The sequence below is a fragment of the Pseudocnuella soli genome, assembly GCF_004347775.1.
GTDB classification, from domain to species: domain Bacteria; phylum Bacteroidota; class Bacteroidia; order Chitinophagales; family Chitinophagaceae; genus Flavisolibacter; species Flavisolibacter aquaticus.
In genome coordinates this window covers 2,840,785-2,855,027 of record NZ_CP037755.1, presented here as the reverse complement: position 1 = coordinate 2,855,027, position 14,243 = coordinate 2,840,785, and the positions used below count along the sequence as shown (strand labels likewise).

Annotated in this window: 15 protein-coding genes; 8 read left to right on the top strand and 7 right to left on the bottom strand. The window is 48.0% G+C overall.

Going from position 1 to position 14,243, the window contains the following annotated elements; all coding sequences use genetic code 11:
• Positions 1-62 precede the first annotated feature (62 nt).
• On the top strand, positions 63-887 hold the full coding sequence (gene ispE / locus EPD17_RS11605) for a 4-(cytidine 5'-diphospho)-2-C-methyl-D-erythritol kinase (RefSeq protein WP_132054379.1): 825 nt from the start codon (positions 63-65) through the stop codon (positions 885-887).
• 138 nt (positions 888-1,025) lie between these two features.
• Complete coding sequence (gene queD, locus EPD17_RS11600; protein ID WP_114234156.1) at positions 1,026-1,382, top strand: 6-carboxytetrahydropterin synthase QueD; 357 nt, start codon at positions 1,026-1,028, stop codon at positions 1,380-1,382.
• Between the two features lie 21 nt (positions 1,383-1,403).
• Here the strand turns inward: queD and EPD17_RS11595 are convergent, their stop codons facing one another.
• Entirely contained in the window at positions 1,404-1,895 is a 492-nt protein-coding gene (locus tag EPD17_RS11595; protein WP_132054377.1) for a VOC family protein, read from the bottom strand.
• 195 nt (positions 1,896-2,090) lie between these two features.
• On the opposite strand from EPD17_RS11595, the gene rocD reads away from it, so the two are divergent.
• The gene (gene rocD / locus EPD17_RS11590) at positions 2,091-3,317 is read left to right on the top strand and encodes an ornithine--oxo-acid transaminase (RefSeq protein ID WP_132054375.1); all 1,227 of its coding nucleotides are present in this window, start codon (positions 2,091-2,093) and stop codon (positions 3,315-3,317) included.
• Between the two features lie 42 nt (positions 3,318-3,359).
• Here rocD and EPD17_RS11585 read toward each other — a convergent pair whose 3' ends face one another.
• The 4 genes from EPD17_RS11585 to EPD17_RS11570 all read right to left on the bottom strand — a co-directional run bounded on the left by EPD17_RS11585 (position 3,360) and on the right by EPD17_RS11570 (position 7,130).
• The gene (locus EPD17_RS11585) at positions 3,360-3,746 is read right to left on the bottom strand and encodes a hypothetical protein (protein ID WP_114234157.1); all 387 of its coding nucleotides are present in this window, start codon (positions 3,744-3,746) and stop codon (positions 3,360-3,362) included.
• Positions 3,747-3,881: 135 nt separating this feature from the next.
• Positions 3,882-4,565 carry an outer membrane beta-barrel protein gene (locus tag EPD17_RS11580; RefSeq protein WP_114234158.1) on the bottom strand — a complete coding sequence of 228 codons (684 nt, stop codon included), beginning with the start codon at positions 4,563-4,565 and terminating at the stop codon, positions 3,882-3,884.
• A gap of 548 nt (positions 4,566-5,113) precedes the next feature.
• Entirely contained in the window at positions 5,114-6,751 is a 1,638-nt protein-coding gene (groL, locus tag EPD17_RS11575; RefSeq protein ID WP_114234159.1) for a chaperonin GroEL, read from the bottom strand.
• Between the two features lie 97 nt (positions 6,752-6,848).
• Positions 6,849-7,130, bottom strand: coding sequence for a co-chaperone GroES (locus EPD17_RS11570; RefSeq protein WP_073041249.1), 282 nt, complete (start codon positions 7,128-7,130; stop codon positions 6,849-6,851).
• Between the two features lie 438 nt (positions 7,131-7,568).
• Between EPD17_RS11570 and EPD17_RS11565 the strand changes: the two genes are divergently transcribed.
• Positions 7,569-8,729: an MFS transporter gene (locus EPD17_RS11565; protein ID WP_132054373.1), complete on the top strand. Its 1,161-nt coding sequence runs from the start codon at positions 7,569-7,571 to the stop codon at positions 8,727-8,729.
• Positions 8,730-8,817: 88 nt separating this feature from the next.
• Here EPD17_RS11565 and EPD17_RS11560 read toward each other — a convergent pair whose 3' ends face one another.
• Positions 8,818-9,837, bottom strand: coding sequence for a phosphotriesterase family protein (locus EPD17_RS11560; RefSeq protein WP_165929597.1), 1,020 nt, complete (start codon positions 9,835-9,837; stop codon positions 8,818-8,820).
• Positions 9,838-9,973: 136 nt separating this feature from the next.
• Between EPD17_RS11560 and nusB the strand changes: the two genes are divergently transcribed.
• The 4 genes from nusB (at position 9,974) to coaE (ending at position 12,683) form a co-directional block, all read left to right on the top strand.
• On the top strand, positions 9,974-10,900 hold the full coding sequence (gene nusB, locus EPD17_RS11555) for a transcription antitermination factor NusB (RefSeq protein ID WP_132054369.1): 927 nt from the start codon (positions 9,974-9,976) through the stop codon (positions 10,898-10,900).
• Between the two features lie 213 nt (positions 10,901-11,113).
• On the top strand, positions 11,114-11,560 hold the full coding sequence (locus EPD17_RS11550; RefSeq protein WP_132054367.1) for a DUF1573 domain-containing protein: 447 nt from the start codon (positions 11,114-11,116) through the stop codon (positions 11,558-11,560).
• 101 nt (positions 11,561-11,661) lie between these two features.
• The gene (yajC, locus tag EPD17_RS11545) at positions 11,662-11,991 is read left to right on the top strand and encodes a preprotein translocase subunit YajC (protein WP_114234162.1); all 330 of its coding nucleotides are present in this window, start codon (positions 11,662-11,664) and stop codon (positions 11,989-11,991) included.
• Between the two features lie 86 nt (positions 11,992-12,077).
• Positions 12,078-12,683 (top strand): dephospho-CoA kinase, encoded by a 606-nt coding sequence (gene coaE, locus EPD17_RS11540; protein ID WP_132054365.1) that lies wholly within the window; start codon positions 12,078-12,080, stop codon positions 12,681-12,683.
• Positions 12,684-12,989: 306 nt separating this feature from the next.
• Here coaE and EPD17_RS11535 read toward each other — a convergent pair whose 3' ends face one another.
• Positions 12,990-14,132, bottom strand: coding sequence for a pyridoxal phosphate-dependent aminotransferase (locus tag EPD17_RS11535; RefSeq protein ID WP_240040597.1), 1,143 nt, complete (start codon positions 14,130-14,132; stop codon positions 12,990-12,992).
• Between the last annotated feature and the right edge of the window lie 111 nt (positions 14,133-14,243).

Sequence of the window (14,243 nt, the reverse complement as noted above, 5' to 3'; positions counted from 1 at the left end):
TTTGTTTAGTCCGATCCATAAATCAAATCTTGCTTATCCTGCACTTCAATTAATCCGCGGTTTTGGTACTTTTTCCCAATTGCAAAATAAACCTGGGCCTGCATATTGTGGGCAAACGGCCGGATGGTTTTCACGACCTGGAAACCATTTTTTACCCACTGCCCCTGTACGATGCACTGGAACTGGTGCACAGTAAAGACGGAGCTACTACACTACAAGTAACCGGTATCACCATCGACGCCCATGCAGAAGACAACATTTGCATTAAGGCTTACCGGCTGATACAACAAACGCATCAAATACCCCCAGTACAAATTCACCTGCATAAAAACATTCCATCCGGTGCCGGCCTCGGCGGCGGTTCGGCCGATGGCGCATTTATGCTGCAGTTGCTCAATAAAAAATTTGCATTGGGATTGAGCAACGAACAGTTAATGGGTCTTTCGCTGCAACTCGGTTCCGACTGCCCGTTTTTTATTTACAACCAGCCTTGCTTTGCACAAGGCCGCGGCGAACGATTGCAGCCGGTTACACTTGATCTTTCGGCCTACGCCATCGTTTTAGTGAACCCAAAAATTCACATCAACACCGGGTGGGCGTTTGCACAATTGCAACCCGATCGGCAGCACAGCAACCTGCTGCAAGTGGCGCAACAACCTATCGGATATTGGAAGACCGATATGACCAATGATTTCGAACCACCCGTTTTTGCAGCTTATCCCGAAATAGCCAAGATCAAAGAGACGCTATATGATGCAGGTGCTGCTTATGCATCACTGACAGGCACCGGTTCCACCGTGTTTGCACTGTTTGACAAAAACACCACTCCTGCTTTCCATTTTCCGCAGCATTATTTTGTGCAAATTTTGCTGCACGCTGAAGGTTAAATGCAGCTTCTCTCAATTAACATATCGCTTTTATTTCCTGCAAAATGCATGAATGCAAACGGCAAACTATTGCCCGCAGTAGCCCGAATGCCGCTGCAGCCGTTCTGCTAACAGACGGTTCTGTATCTTTGCGCCGCTATGGAAATCTATAAGGAGTTTTCGTTCGATTCAGCCCATTTTTTACCCAACGTGCCCGAAGGGCATAAATGCAAGAACATGCACGGCCATACCTACAAGCTTAAAGTGTTTGTCCAGGGTGAGGTGCATCCGCATTATGGCTGGATCATGGATTTTAAGGAATTGAAAGATGCCATAGCACCATTGATCGACCAGTTGGACCACAAATTAATCAACGACATCCCAGGACTGGAAAATCCAACGGCAGAAAACATCACTGTTTGGATCTGGAACCAACTAAAAGAAGTGGTGCCGCAACTAAGCCGCATCGAATTGTATGAAACGCCCACTACCGGCGTGATTTACAGCGGCTTCTAACAAATTCTTTTTTAAGCAAAATCATTCCACGGCAGTCAATTGCAGGAGTTCTTCCAAATTCAGCGGATCGGTCATCATCTGCAAATTGCCTCCGCTGTCAACCGGCCATTCGTCGCGGGGCCGGTCCCAGTACAACTCAATGCCGTTGCCATCCGGATCGTTCATATACAGCGCTTCCGAAACGCCATGATCCGAAGCACCTGTCAATGGATAGGCGGCTTTTAAAAGATTGCGTAGTACTTGCGACAAATCTTTACGTTCAGGGTAAACAATAGCGGCATGGTACAACCCGGCACTTTTGGTTGGCGCCGGCCCGGTATTTTTCGAATGCCAGGTGTTGAGCCCAATATGGTGGTGATAGCCGCCGGCAGAAAGAAAGACAGCGGCATCGCCATAATACTGCATTACTTCAAAACCCAATAAGTCGCGGTAAAAAGCCAATGCCTTTTCCAAATTGGTCACCTTAAGGTGCACATGCCCGATATGGGTGCCGGCCGGTATTTTGTAGTCCATGCGCTAAATTGTAAATTGCAACAATCTACAATTTACAGCGGATGTTTCAAATGGCGTTTTTGGCGCAAAACCTCGATCTCCTCAATCACTGACGCCAGTCGGTTCCTACCCTCCTGCCCCATTATTTTTATGTAAACACATGCTGCTCCTACCGCTATCGCATGGTGCATGCAGCTATGTACAAACTGACGATTTATGACCCAAGCAACATACAGTTCATCCTATTACCTGGAACTCGAAGAAAAATACGGCGCCCACAATTACCACCCGCTGCCTGTGGTGCTTGAACGCGGCCTTGGTGTGCACCTGTGGGACGTGGAAGGTGCACAGTATTACGATTTTTTAAGTGGCTATTCTGCGGTAAACCAAGGCCACTGCCACCCCAGAATAATTGAAGCACTGACTAACCAGGCGCAGCGCCTGACACTCACCAGCAGGGCATTTCACAGCAGCCTGTTGGGAGAGTTCTCGCAATACGTTACCGCCTTGTTTGGTTACAATAAAGTGCTGCCCATGAACAGTGGCGCCGAGGCAGTAGAAACAGCTTTAAAGCTTTGCCGCCGCTGGGCGTACCGGGTAAAAGGCATAGCGGAAGGGAGTGCAAAAATCATCGTGTGCAGCAACAATTTTCATGGCCGCACCAGCACCATTATTTCCTTTAGCACCGATCCATCTTCGTACAAACAGTTTGGGCCGTTTATGCCGGGCTTTGTACAAATTCCGTACAATGATTTGGCAGCGCTGGCAACAGCACTCAGAAACCCGGATGTAGCCGGCTTTTTGGTAGAACCAATCCAGGGCGAAGCCGGCGTGGTAGTGCCCGATGAAGGATACCTGGCAACTGCGCGGCAGCTATGTACCGATGCCAATGTGTTGCTCATTGCCGACGAAATACAGACCGGCTTGTGCCGTACCGGCAAAATGCTGGCTTGCGACCATGAAGATGTTCGGCCGGATGTACTCATTTTGGGAAAAGCATTGAGCGGTGGCGTAATGCCCATTAGTGCAGTGCTCGCCGACGACCCCATCATGCTCACCATCGGGCCGGGCGAACATGGTTCTACCTTTGGCGGCAACCCGCTTGCCTGTGCCGTAGCAATGGCAAGTTTGCAGGTGTTGGTGGACGAAAACCTTGCGGTACAATCAGAAGTGTTAGGTGCATATTTCCGCAAAAAGCTGGAAGATTTGCAATCGCCATTTATTAGCGAAGTGCGGGGAAAAGGACTACTCAATGCAATCAAGATCAATCACCCGGATAAAGACGCAGCTTGGAAACTTTGCCTGCGCATGAAGGAAAATGGATTGCTGGCAAAGCCCACACATGGCGATAAAATAAGACTGGCTCCGCCACTCGTAATTACGAAAGAACAATTGGATGATGCCATCAATATTATCGACAAAAGTCTTGAAGTATTGAAATAAAAAAAACCGGCGTTTGCCGGTTTTTTTATGATGCAACATGCGTTATTTCTTTTCAGGATTTACCGGCGAATACAACAAGCCGGCAAGCAACAGCACACTGGCTATGATGGTGAGGTAAAGCCCGTACAATTTATCGGGGCAAATGCCAGCCGTACAGCGATACACGTATAAATGTGAAGCTGCAAATGCAAGGTTGATCATGGCCACCACAATGGCAAACAACATGCTCCAGTTTTTCCGGATCAGGATCATGATGATGCAGATAACAGCAAAATAAATATGACCACGGCCACGTGGCCCGTAGTTGAGGCCCATATCATTGGTGCCGGGCAGCGTAAGGTTTGCAGCCTCAATATATACCCAAGGCAAAAAGCTAAACCCGATCAACAATAAGGCTGCACCAACTGCCAGCCATCTTCTCCATTCCATGTTGCAAATATACAGGTACCGCACCTTTCAGCGGGGCTGTAAATGATTCATCGACTTTATTTACCCGCATAAAAAAGCCTGCTGCACTGCCTAAATACACAGCACAACAGGCGCATGTTATTTTTTAAATTCAGATTACAACTTAAAGCCAAGGGTAAAACTCAACACGCGGTGCTTGTTGTTGTTATCCGCATTGTTGTTGGTGCCGGACTGCAGTTTTGCCAATCCATAACCATAATTGGCACTCAGCACCAGCGACTTTCCTTCCAATCCTACAGAAGTATTGAAACCATAATCAAAACGGCGCATTACGCCAAAGCCAGTGCCTTCTTCGTTGTTGAATGTGGTTGGATCATCATCAGAAAATTTGATCTCTGATTCAGCACTGCCGAAGGCTGTTTCCAATTTTCTTTTACCACCAACACCAATACCTAAGTAGGGACCAAAACCCGCGTTAAAGCTGCTGTTGGCGCCAATGGGAATTTTCAATACGGCAGTGGCTGGAATCTCGACGTACTTCGGGCTGGTGGTTGCTTTGTAATAATTAGCAGCGCCCTCATTGCCGCGTTCCACCTTAGCACCTTTACCCGTGTAAATAACACCGGGCTGCAAGTGCAGCATGCCCACCAGTGGAATGTCGCCTACAATACCAATTTGGTACGAAGCAAGCTGGTTGGATTTGGAAACATCACCGTCATCATTAACCGAAATATTTGCGAGGTTTAAACCGCCCCTGATCTGCGCTGTGGGGCGTTGGGCTTGTACGGATGTGAAGGTTAACAGCGCAGCTGCACACAAAACACTGATTCTTGTTTTCATATAAAGTAAGGTTTGCCATCCATAGACAAAGGAGGTGCCAGAAAGTAAAATGAGGCAGTAAAAAATAGTGGGGAATTTGGTTGGTAAAAAGCAAAAGCCGCATCCTGGATGCGGCTTTTAAATTTTTGAAACAACCATTGTACGGCTTCAGCCCGAATTGCTTTTGTTTAAACAATACCTCCTGGCCAGGATACCATGGTTCTTCTCCAGGAAGATTAACAGGCGCGGTAGGAATTGGATGTTGTGCTTTTCGATCGAAAACTAAAATAAATAAAAATATTATTACACCATCAAAAGATCGAAAATGGATAATCGTCATTTTGTTTACTGAAACTGCACTTTTAGATCAAATTGTAGAGCCGTTTGAACAATCAAATGTTCGTGATTTGTTGTTTCAATGAACCGATTGGCCATTTCAATTGCTCATCAATGGTGCGCTTGTATCGGTACCAACAAAAACCCCTCTCTCATCGACAAAGTCTTTAAGAAAGGGGTTGTATTGTTTACCCGTTGCCTGCCGGTGCAGCAAGCGTAGGGAAATGCTTGGATTAATAATCCATACCCATGCCACCAGGCATACCGGCAGGAGCGCCAGCAGCAGATTTAGGCTCGGGTTTGTCGGCAATTACACACTCAGTGGTGAGCAGCATACCGGCAATAGAAGCAGCATTTTCCAATGCAATGCGGCTAACTTTGGTAGGATCGATCACACCTGCAGCAATGAGGTTCTCATACTGCTCGGTGCGGGCATTGAAGCCATAATCGGCCTGGCCTTCGCGAACTTTGTTTACTACAACAGAACCTTCAATTCCGCAGTTTTCAACAATCTGGCGCAGCGGCTCTTCCAGCGAACGGCGAACGATCTGCACACCGGTTGCTTCGTCATTGTTCAGGGTATCGATGTTGCTCAGCGCGTCGATGGCACGAACATAAGCTACACCACCACCAGGAACAATGCCTTCCTCCACAGCAGCGCGGGTAGCGTGCAGGGCGTCGTCAACGCGGTCTTTTTTCTCTTTCATTTCTACTTCGGTAGCAGCACCAACATTCAGTACAGCTACACCACCGCTCAACTTAGCCAAACGCTCTTGCAGTTTTTCGCGATCGTAGTCGGAAGTAGTGTTTTCGATCTGAGATTTGATCTGACCAATGCGGCTTTGGATGTCGGCTTTTTCGCCACGGCCACCAACAACCACAGTGTTGTCTTTGTTGATCACTACACGCTCAGCACGGCCGAGGTAAGTGAGGTCAGCATTTTCCAGTTTGTAACCTTGCTCTTCGGAGATCACGATACCCTTGGTAAGGATAGCGATGTCCTGCAGCATTTCCTTGCGGCGGTCGCCAAAGCCAGGAGCTTTAACAGCGGCCACTTTCAGGGTGCCACGCAGTTTGTTTACTACCAGTGTAGCCAGTGCTTCACCTTCCAGATCTTCGGAGATGATCAGGAGCGGTGCACCTTGCTGGGCCACTTTCTCCAGGATGTGGAGAATGTCTTTCATGCTGGAAACCTTTTTATCATAGATCATGATGTAAGGGTTGTCCAGTTCGGCTTCCATTTTCTCGCTGTTGGTAACAAAATATGGAGAAATGTAACCGCGGTCGAACTGCATACCTTCTACCACGTCAACAGTGGTTTCAATGCCTTTAGCTTCTTCGATGGTAATAACGCCATCTTTAGAAACTTTCTCCATTGCTTCAGCAATCAGTTTACCAATTTCTTCGTCATTGTTGGCAGAGATCGAAGCAACCTGCTGGATCTTTTGGTTGTCGTTACCAACTTCCTGAGATTGTGCACGCAGGTTTTCAACAACAGCACGAACGGCTTTGTCGATACCGCGTTTCAGGTCCATTGGGTTGGCACCGGCAGCTACGTTTTTCAGACCTTCGGTGATGATGGCCTGGGCCAGAACAGTTGCAGTGGTAGTACCATCGCCTGCTACATCAGCAGTTTTAGATGCTACTTCTTTCACCATCTGGGCGCCCATATTTTCAATGGCGTCTTCCAGTTCTACTTCTTTGGCCACGCTTACACCGTCTTTAGTAACGGAAGGAGCGCCAAATTTTTTCTCAATTACCACGTTGCGGCCTTTAGGTCCGAGGGTAACTTTCACAGCGTTGGCCAGAACGTCAACGCCACGCTTCATTTTATTGCGGGCATCAGTTTCGAAAAACAGTTGTTTTGCCATAACAGTTTAATTTGAAAATGCTTGGATTTGAAAATTTGAAATGAGTTGAAAATTGAAGCGGCTAACATGCATCAGCACATCTTCTAATTTTCAAATGTTATACAATTGCCAGAATGTCGCTTTCACGCATGATGAGGTAGTCGGCTCCTTCGATGGAGATTTCGGTACCGGCATATTTGCCATACAATACAGTATCACCTTCTTTAACGGTTACCGGCTCGTCCTTTTTGCCAGGACCTGCAGCAATCACAACACCACGCTGGGGCTTTTCTTTAGCGGTGTCGGGAATGATGATGCCACCGGCGGTTTTCTCTTCAGCAGCAGCCGGCTTCACAATAACTCTGTCGTGCAGCGGGGTAACATTCAATTTGTTAGCCATACGTGTATGAATTTTTGGTTTAATGATTACGAATACCGTTTCGCCGGGCTTAAAACGCTATCGACGAACAGCGGGCAAAGGTAGGCGAATTGTGTGCCACCGCCGATGAAACGGAAAAAATTGCAGTTTTTGACAGGCCGCGCCGGGAAAGGGGTTGCCGGGTTGAAAAAAATTTCAGTCCGCCTGTCAAATTTGCATTTTTACAAACCCCGCGGTAGCCTGGAATGGCAAATGGGTGTTTACTGTTATGCGGGCGTGAAAGGTGAATGGGCAATGGTGAATAGGGACAATTATTAAATTATTGATTATTAGCTTGCTGGTTTCGAAGTATACAATGTTTGCAGGAAATAATGAATCATCAATAATTAATAATCGTCCCTTTTACCCTTTATTATTGCCCATTCACCATTCACCGCCACTCCGCCTACCTTTGCGCCCATGCAAGACTATGCGTTGAAATTTTCGCAGACACGCAAAGCACGCCGTGTGGCTGTGAGTGTGCTGTTTTTTTTACAGGGAATTTGTTTTGCATCCTGGGCCAGCCGCATTCCCAGCATCCAGCAGTCGCTACACCTAAGCGATGCAGAGTTGGGACTAGTACTGTTTTCACTTCCGGTCGGCTCCATGATTTCCTTGCCTTTTGCCGGGTGGCTGGTTTCCAAACTCGGCAGCCGCACCATTGTAACGGCGGCGCTGGTTTTTTATGGCATTACGCTGTGCGGGCTGGGCATGGCCACTACCAAATGGCAACTCATCGGCGTGCTGGCGGTGTTTGGCATCGGCGGCAATCTTTCCAATATTTCGGTCAATACACAGGCCGTTGGCGTTGAGGCCATTTACCAACGTTCGGTGATGGCTTCATTTCATGGACTTTGGTCGCTGGCAGGTTTTACCGCTGCGGCTATTGGTTCGTACATGATCGGGCACAGCATTGCGCCGTACCAGCATTTTGTGCTCATCCTTTCTTTTATGGTGCTGGCGCTGGCACTTACTTTTCGTTTTACCTTAAAAGAAGACCTCCATACCGGCGCCACCGGCCAAAAGCTTTTTGTTAAACCCGACCGGCACCTGCTGAAGCTTGGGCTCATTACCTTTTGCTCCATGATTTGCGAAGGCGCCATGTTTGACTGGAGCGGTATTTATTTCCAAAAAGTGGTGCATGCAAAGGCCGCCTGGGTGGGCGCCGGCTACACCGTTTTTATGTGCACCATGGCCACCGGCCGTTTTATTGCCGATTGGTTTTCTACCAAATTTGGATTAAAGCGCACCTTGCAGGTAAGCGGTTTGCTCACCGCCCTGGGCCTTTCCATTGCGGTTGCGTTTCCAAAGATGGCGCCTGCGCTGGCCGGTTTTTTCCTAGTTGGCTTTGGCGTTTCTTCCATCGTGCCGCTGGTGTACAGCGCTGCGGGCCGCAGTAAAGTAATGTCGGCAGGGATGGCCTTGGCAACGGTTTCCTCCATCGGCTTTATAGGCTTTTTAATTGGTCCGCCGCTCATTGGGTTGCTGGCAGGTATTGCATCCTTGCGGCTTTCTTTTTCTTTGATTGCAGTAATGGGATTGGTAATTGCGGCACTGGCGGGCAAGATGGAACCGGCCTAAGTTGAACCAAGAAGGCACGAAGAAAAGCAAGGAGCACGAAGTTGTTGCGGTTGGTTTAGCATTGTAAAAAATGCTGCTACATTATTTTTTAAACCAGCCTTTTGTTTACCGAAAAAGCGGCAACCGGGTTATGGTGAAATAATTGCTGCAACTGTTTTTCCGTAAAACCTGCTGTTTTCAATTTCGGAATTAGTTGCTGAAACAGATTGGTAAACGGCTGTTGTTTGCCACCACCCTCCCTGCCTACTTCGTACCAACCCGCATCATGCGAAATAAGGATTTGGTGCATCAGTTTTTGTTGCTGCATCCCTTTAATAAGGGCCACATATTCGTCCACCGGTTGCCAGCCCAAACCATCAAATGAAATCCACGCTCCTTTTTTTGCCGCTTCAGTAAAGTAGGAATGGGTCTTTTCATTTTGCGCATGCACCCAAATAAAAGCGGCAGCAGCTACACCTTCGGCCTGCACAATATCCAGTTGCTCCAACGCTGCCTGCCCGCTGCCGGTATGCGACGATATGGTTAGCCCGGTGGCTTTGTGTGTCAGCGCTGCAGCCCGCACTATCTTTTTATTCATCTCAGTAAGCGGGTGCGCATCCACACTAATTTTTATAAAACCGGGTTTGATGCCCGTGCCCTCAATGCCTTCTTCAAATTCACGGATCCACGCGGCTGCGAGCTGTTCGGCAGACTGCTCAAAAGCATAAGGCGGAATAAACATGTTATTCCGGGCGCTGTACAAACCGGTGTTGGTAATAATGGGCAATCCCACGCTCTGCGACAGGCGCTGCAATAACTGTACATCTCGGCCCAGGAATTGTGGCGTGCAATCGAAAAACGCGGTACAGCCGGCCTTTTTTGCGTCAATTAAAAGCGGCAGCATCAAGGCCGCCACCGCTTCCCGGTCGTACCGGTCGCGGCTCACTTTGTCGGCACCAACAAAGTCTACCAATATATGTTCGTGTGGTAAAATATAACCGAGGCCGGCTGTGTCCAGCGGACCATTTACCGTCATGAACTGCCCGTTTTTGGGCGCCGGCGCCCAGCGGGCAAAAGGCGTTGCCAATGCTACAAGTGCGGTTTGCTGCAAAAATTTTCGGCGGTGCATGGTACTGGTTTGTTGGTAAAATGATAAGCTGCGGATAACCTGTTTAAATACAGGCCCGACTAAATTAACCATTTCTTGGCCTCCCTTTTTCCCCCCTTCTTTACTATCTTCGCCGGCTCAAAATAGCTCATTGCATATGATCAGCAGAAGAAATATCAGGGTAAAAGTGATGCAGACCTTATATACTATTGATACCCTGGAACAGGAAGTAAAACCAGGCGAACCGGTAAAGTTGCTGCAAAAACATTTCGACGAATCGCGGAGTTTGCTGATCTACATGATCGAGTTTTTGAACCAGGTATTGTCGTACGCCGAAACCGACGCCCACCACCGTGCTTCCAAGCATTTACCTACTGCACAGGATCTGAATGTAAATACCAAAATTGCCGGCAACGAATTGTTGTGGCGCATCAAAGAAGACACTTCATTTACCACTGCCCGCGACACCGAAAAGCTGGTGCACCGCATTGATAAAGACCTGGTGCGCCGCATTTATGTACAGCTCACCGAGTCGGCCGAATACAAAGCGTACATCGCTTCGCCGGAACGCAAAAAAGATGAGGAACGAACCATTGTTCATTTTGTGTGGGAACAACTGATCCTGCCAAACGAAGCGTTTCTGAGCCATATTGAAGAACTGTACATGAACTGGGATGACGATGGTGAAATGGCCATCCAACTGTTTCTAATGTACCTGGCCAAACCCGGCACTTTTGATTTCCGCACTCTTATTTCTGCCGATAAATGGAGTTTTGCAAAAGGCCTCCTGCAAGCGGTTTTGGAAAAGGCGGAACACCTTGAAACTTTTATCCATCCACGGCTGCAGAACTGGGATGCAGAGCGGATTGCCGTGCTCGACATGATCCTGATGAAAATGGGCGTTGCGGAGTTTTTGTATTTCGATACCATCCCGCCCAAGGTTACGATCAACGAATACATTGACCTGGCAAAAGAATACAGCACTGCCCAAAGCGGCCAGTTTGTAAATGGTATCCTGGACAATATTCATAAGGAGCTGGTGCAAACCGGTAAGTTGCAGAAGACGGATTTTAGGAAAGCGTAATCGGGTTTGATTGTTTGAAAAAATCCGAAAAGTTGGCAATCGAAATCCGAAACAGGATTGGCATTTTGACTTTTTTAATTGTTGAATTTTGACTGCACCAGAGTTGGATATTATCAAAAATTGAAAAGCCGGTTGCGGCACAAACAACCCACAGCACATCGGCATACGCATGTTTCCGCTATTCCTGTAATTTTGCACCGCAAACAAATGTTTATGAAAAAAGTTTTTGCTATACTTTTTGCAGCAGCTGTACTGGCGGCCTGCAATCAAAATGATGCGAACACCACTGCGGCCACGGAGCCAATGAGCGAAGTGAACGCCATTGCCGACACTGCATCGTACACGGCCATTCAGTGGATCGACTCCACCTACCAGGATTTGGGGAAAGTAAAAAAAGGCCAGGTGGTGGAAATTTCCTGGCGTTTTAAAAACGCCGGCGACAAACCGCTTGTGATCCAAAGTGTACGCCCGGGTTGCGGTTGCACCGTTGCCGAAAAACCCGAAGCGCCATTGGCTCCCGGTGAGGAAGGCGTAATCAAAGGAAAGTTTGACAGCAACAGCCAAAGCGAAGGCGAACACCGCAAGGCAATTTCGGTTGATGCCAACACCACCGGCACACCTTACCACCAACTCAACTTCCGCGTGGAAGTGGTAAAATAAAAAGCGGAATACAAAACGCAATCAAGAGTGCTGATGCAGTTTTTGGTTTTGCGTTTTGATCTTTCACTTTTTTCAATTTCTTCAATTATCAATCACCTATAATGAACATGTATCTTTTACAAGCTGCGCCGGGTGGCGGCGGTTTCCAGTTTATTTTTCTTGGACTGATGATCGTGGTATTCTGGCTGTTTTTTATCCGTCCGCAGGCTAAAAAACAAAAGCAGCAGAAAACATTTATCGAAAGCCTGCAGAAAGGCGATCGCGTGGTAACCATTGCCGGCATTCATGGCGTGGTAAACCGCGTAAACGAAGACGGCACCCTGCAACTGGAGATCAACCCGGGCTCTTACCTGAAAATCGAAAAATCGGCTATTTCCCTCGAATGGAGCAACCAGCTGAACAAAGCTGCGTTGGCCACCGACAAAAAATAACCTTGAAATATTTTTGCATGAAATCCGAAATCCAAAGCAGGTAGCTTTCTGGATTTCGGATTTTTTATTTTGTACATTTTTTATTCATGGCATTAATAGTTGGACTGACCGGCGGCATTGGTTCGGGAAAAACCACGGTGGCGAAAATCTTCGAAGTGCTGGGTGTGCCGGTGTATTATGCCGATGCGGCATCGAAGCGGTTGTACCACACCGATGCCGAATTAAAGGAAAATCTAAAGCTGCATTTTGGTGCGGACATATATGTTAACGAACAACTGGATCGCAAAAAGCTGGCAGCGATCGTGTTTTCCGATCCCACGCGATTGGAATTGCTGAACCGCTTAGTGCACCCGCCTACCATCCGCGATGCGGAACAATGGATGGCGCGGCAAACTGCACCTTATTTTATAAAAGAAGCCGCGCTTCTTTTTGAAAGCGGCTCCGCCGCCGGACTCGATCTGGTGATTGGCGTAAGCAGCCCAAAGACATTGCGTATGAAGCGTGTGATGGACCGCGATGGCGTTACCCGCGAAGAAGTTGCGAACCGCATGGCGCGACAAATAGAGGAAAGTATTAAAATGAAGTTGTGCGATTTTGTGTTGCAAAATGATGAACAGGCATTGCTTATTCCGCAGGTGTTGGAATTGCATGAAGTTTTGTTGCAGCGGGCGGCTGCGCTGCAAACGAAATAGTTTTTTATAGGGGATTTTGCAAAGCTGTTTTGATAGCAACATGCTATCGAGTAGCATCTTTAAACCTTTTGGATGTCATGCCGAACTTGTTTCGGCATCTCCATTTATATTCCGGGTTTCTGAATGTGCAGGGGATGCCGAAACAAGTTCGGCATGACATCCCCTATATGACTAGATCTTGCGTCGATAGCAGATTGCTGCATTCTTTCTTGTAAGAAATTTTTTCAATAAATAAAACAAAACAGGCGGTCTTTTGGAGACCGCCTGTTCTTCTATGCAATTAAGAAAATTAGCTCACTTCATTGCTTAGCTCAATTTTTCCAATGCTTCCTTAATGCGGGTCAGGCCCTTTTCAATGTTGGGCATGCTGTTGGCAAAAGAAAGACGAATGCACTCGGGGTTGCCAAATGCAGAACCGGTAACGGTGGAAACATGCGCTGTGTTCAGCAGGTACATGCACAGGTCGTCGGCATTGGCAATGACAGAACCGTCTGCGGCTTTTTTACCAAAGAACGCATCAACCCGTGGGAATGCGTAAAATGCACCATCAGGCTCAGCCAGTTCCATACCGGCAATGCCGCGCAGCAGTTCTACCATACGGGCACGGCGGGCGGTAAATTGCTCCACCATTGCGACAGAAGCATCCAGCGGTGCAGTAAGCGCCGTGATGGTGGCACGCTGTGCTACCGAATTGGTGCCGCTGGTCATCTGGCCCTGGATTTTTTCGCAGGCCTTGGCTAACGCAGCCGGTCCGGCAATATAACCAATACGCCAGCCAGTCATAGCGAAGCCTTTCGACAAACCGTTTACAATAACAGTGCGGTCTTTCATGCCTTCCAGTGCAGCAATGCTGACCGGTTTTTCGCCATAAATAATGTACTCGTAAATCTCGTCGGAGATCACCACAACCGAAGGGTGCTTGCGAAATACTTCGGCCAACCCTTCCAGCTCTTCTTTAGTATATACGGCGCCGCTTGGGTTGCAGGGCGATGAGAACATGAACGCTTTTGTTTTTGGCGTAATGGCCGCCTCGAGTTGCTCCGGGGTAATTTTATATCCGCAAGCCAGGTCGGTTTTAATTTCCACCACCTTGCCTTGTGCCAGTTGCACCAACGCCGCGTAGGTAACCCAGTACGGTGTGGGAATGATTACTTCGTCGCCCTGGTCTACCAAAGCCAGGATCACATTGGCCAGGCTTTGCTTGGCACCGGTGGAAACCACGATGTTTTCGCAGGCATATTCAAGCCCGTTGTCGCGTTTTAGTTTGTGGCAAACGGCTTCCCGAACATCCACGTAACCGGGCACCGGCGTGTAGTGGCTCCAGTTTTCATCAACGGCTTTTTTTGCAGCCTCCTTTATATGATCCGGAACGTCGAAATCGGGTTCGCCTAAGCTAAGGTCAATTACATCGTGGCCCTGGGTACGCAGTTCGCGTCCAAGTTTGGCCATTTTCAAGGTTTCCGGCTCGCTAAATCGTTGTAGCCGCGCTGCTAATACCATTGGAATTTCATTTTTAGAGTGCCCGCGAATTTAAGCACTTCCTACTTATTTTGAAATTTT

Bases quoted from the DNA above. Each gene is read 5' to 3' on its own strand.
- queD (WP_114234156.1), top strand. From the start codon at position 1,026: ATGGAAATCTATAAGGAGTTTTCGTTCGATTCAGCCCATTTTTTACCC.
- EPD17_RS11595 (WP_132054377.1), bottom strand. From the start codon at position 1,895: ATGGACTACAAAATACCGGCCGGCACCCATATCGGGCATGTGCACCTT.
- rocD (WP_132054375.1), top strand. From the start codon at position 2,091: ATGACCCAAGCAACATACAGTTCATCCTATTACCTGGAACTCGAAGAA.
- EPD17_RS11585 (WP_114234157.1), bottom strand. From the start codon at position 3,746: ATGGAATGGAGAAGATGGCTGGCAGTTGGTGCAGCCTTATTGTTGATC.
- EPD17_RS11580 (WP_114234158.1), bottom strand. From the start codon at position 4,565: ATGAAAACAAGAATCAGTGTTTTGTGTGCAGCTGCGCTGTTAACCTTC.
- groL (WP_114234159.1), bottom strand. From the start codon at position 6,751: ATGGCAAAACAACTGTTTTTCGAAACTGATGCCCGCAATAAAATGAAG.
- EPD17_RS11570 (WP_073041249.1), bottom strand. From the start codon at position 7,130: ATGGCTAACAAATTGAATGTTACCCCGCTGCACGACAGAGTTATTGTG.
- EPD17_RS11565 (WP_132054373.1), top strand. From the start codon at position 7,569: ATGCAAGACTATGCGTTGAAATTTTCGCAGACACGCAAAGCACGCCGT.
- EPD17_RS11560 (WP_165929597.1), bottom strand. From the start codon at position 9,837: ATGCACCGCCGAAAATTTTTGCAGCAAACCGCACTTGTAGCATTGGCA.
- nusB (WP_132054369.1), top strand. From the start codon at position 9,974: ATGATCAGCAGAAGAAATATCAGGGTAAAAGTGATGCAGACCTTATAT.
- EPD17_RS11550 (WP_132054367.1), top strand. From the start codon at position 11,114: ATGAAAAAAGTTTTTGCTATACTTTTTGCAGCAGCTGTACTGGCGGCC.
- yajC (WP_114234162.1), top strand. From the start codon at position 11,662: ATGAACATGTATCTTTTACAAGCTGCGCCGGGTGGCGGCGGTTTCCAG.
- coaE (WP_132054365.1), top strand. From the start codon at position 12,078: ATGGCATTAATAGTTGGACTGACCGGCGGCATTGGTTCGGGAAAAACC.
- EPD17_RS11535 (WP_240040597.1), bottom strand. From the start codon at position 14,132: ATGGCCAAACTTGGACGCGAACTGCGTACCCAGGGCCACGATGTAATT.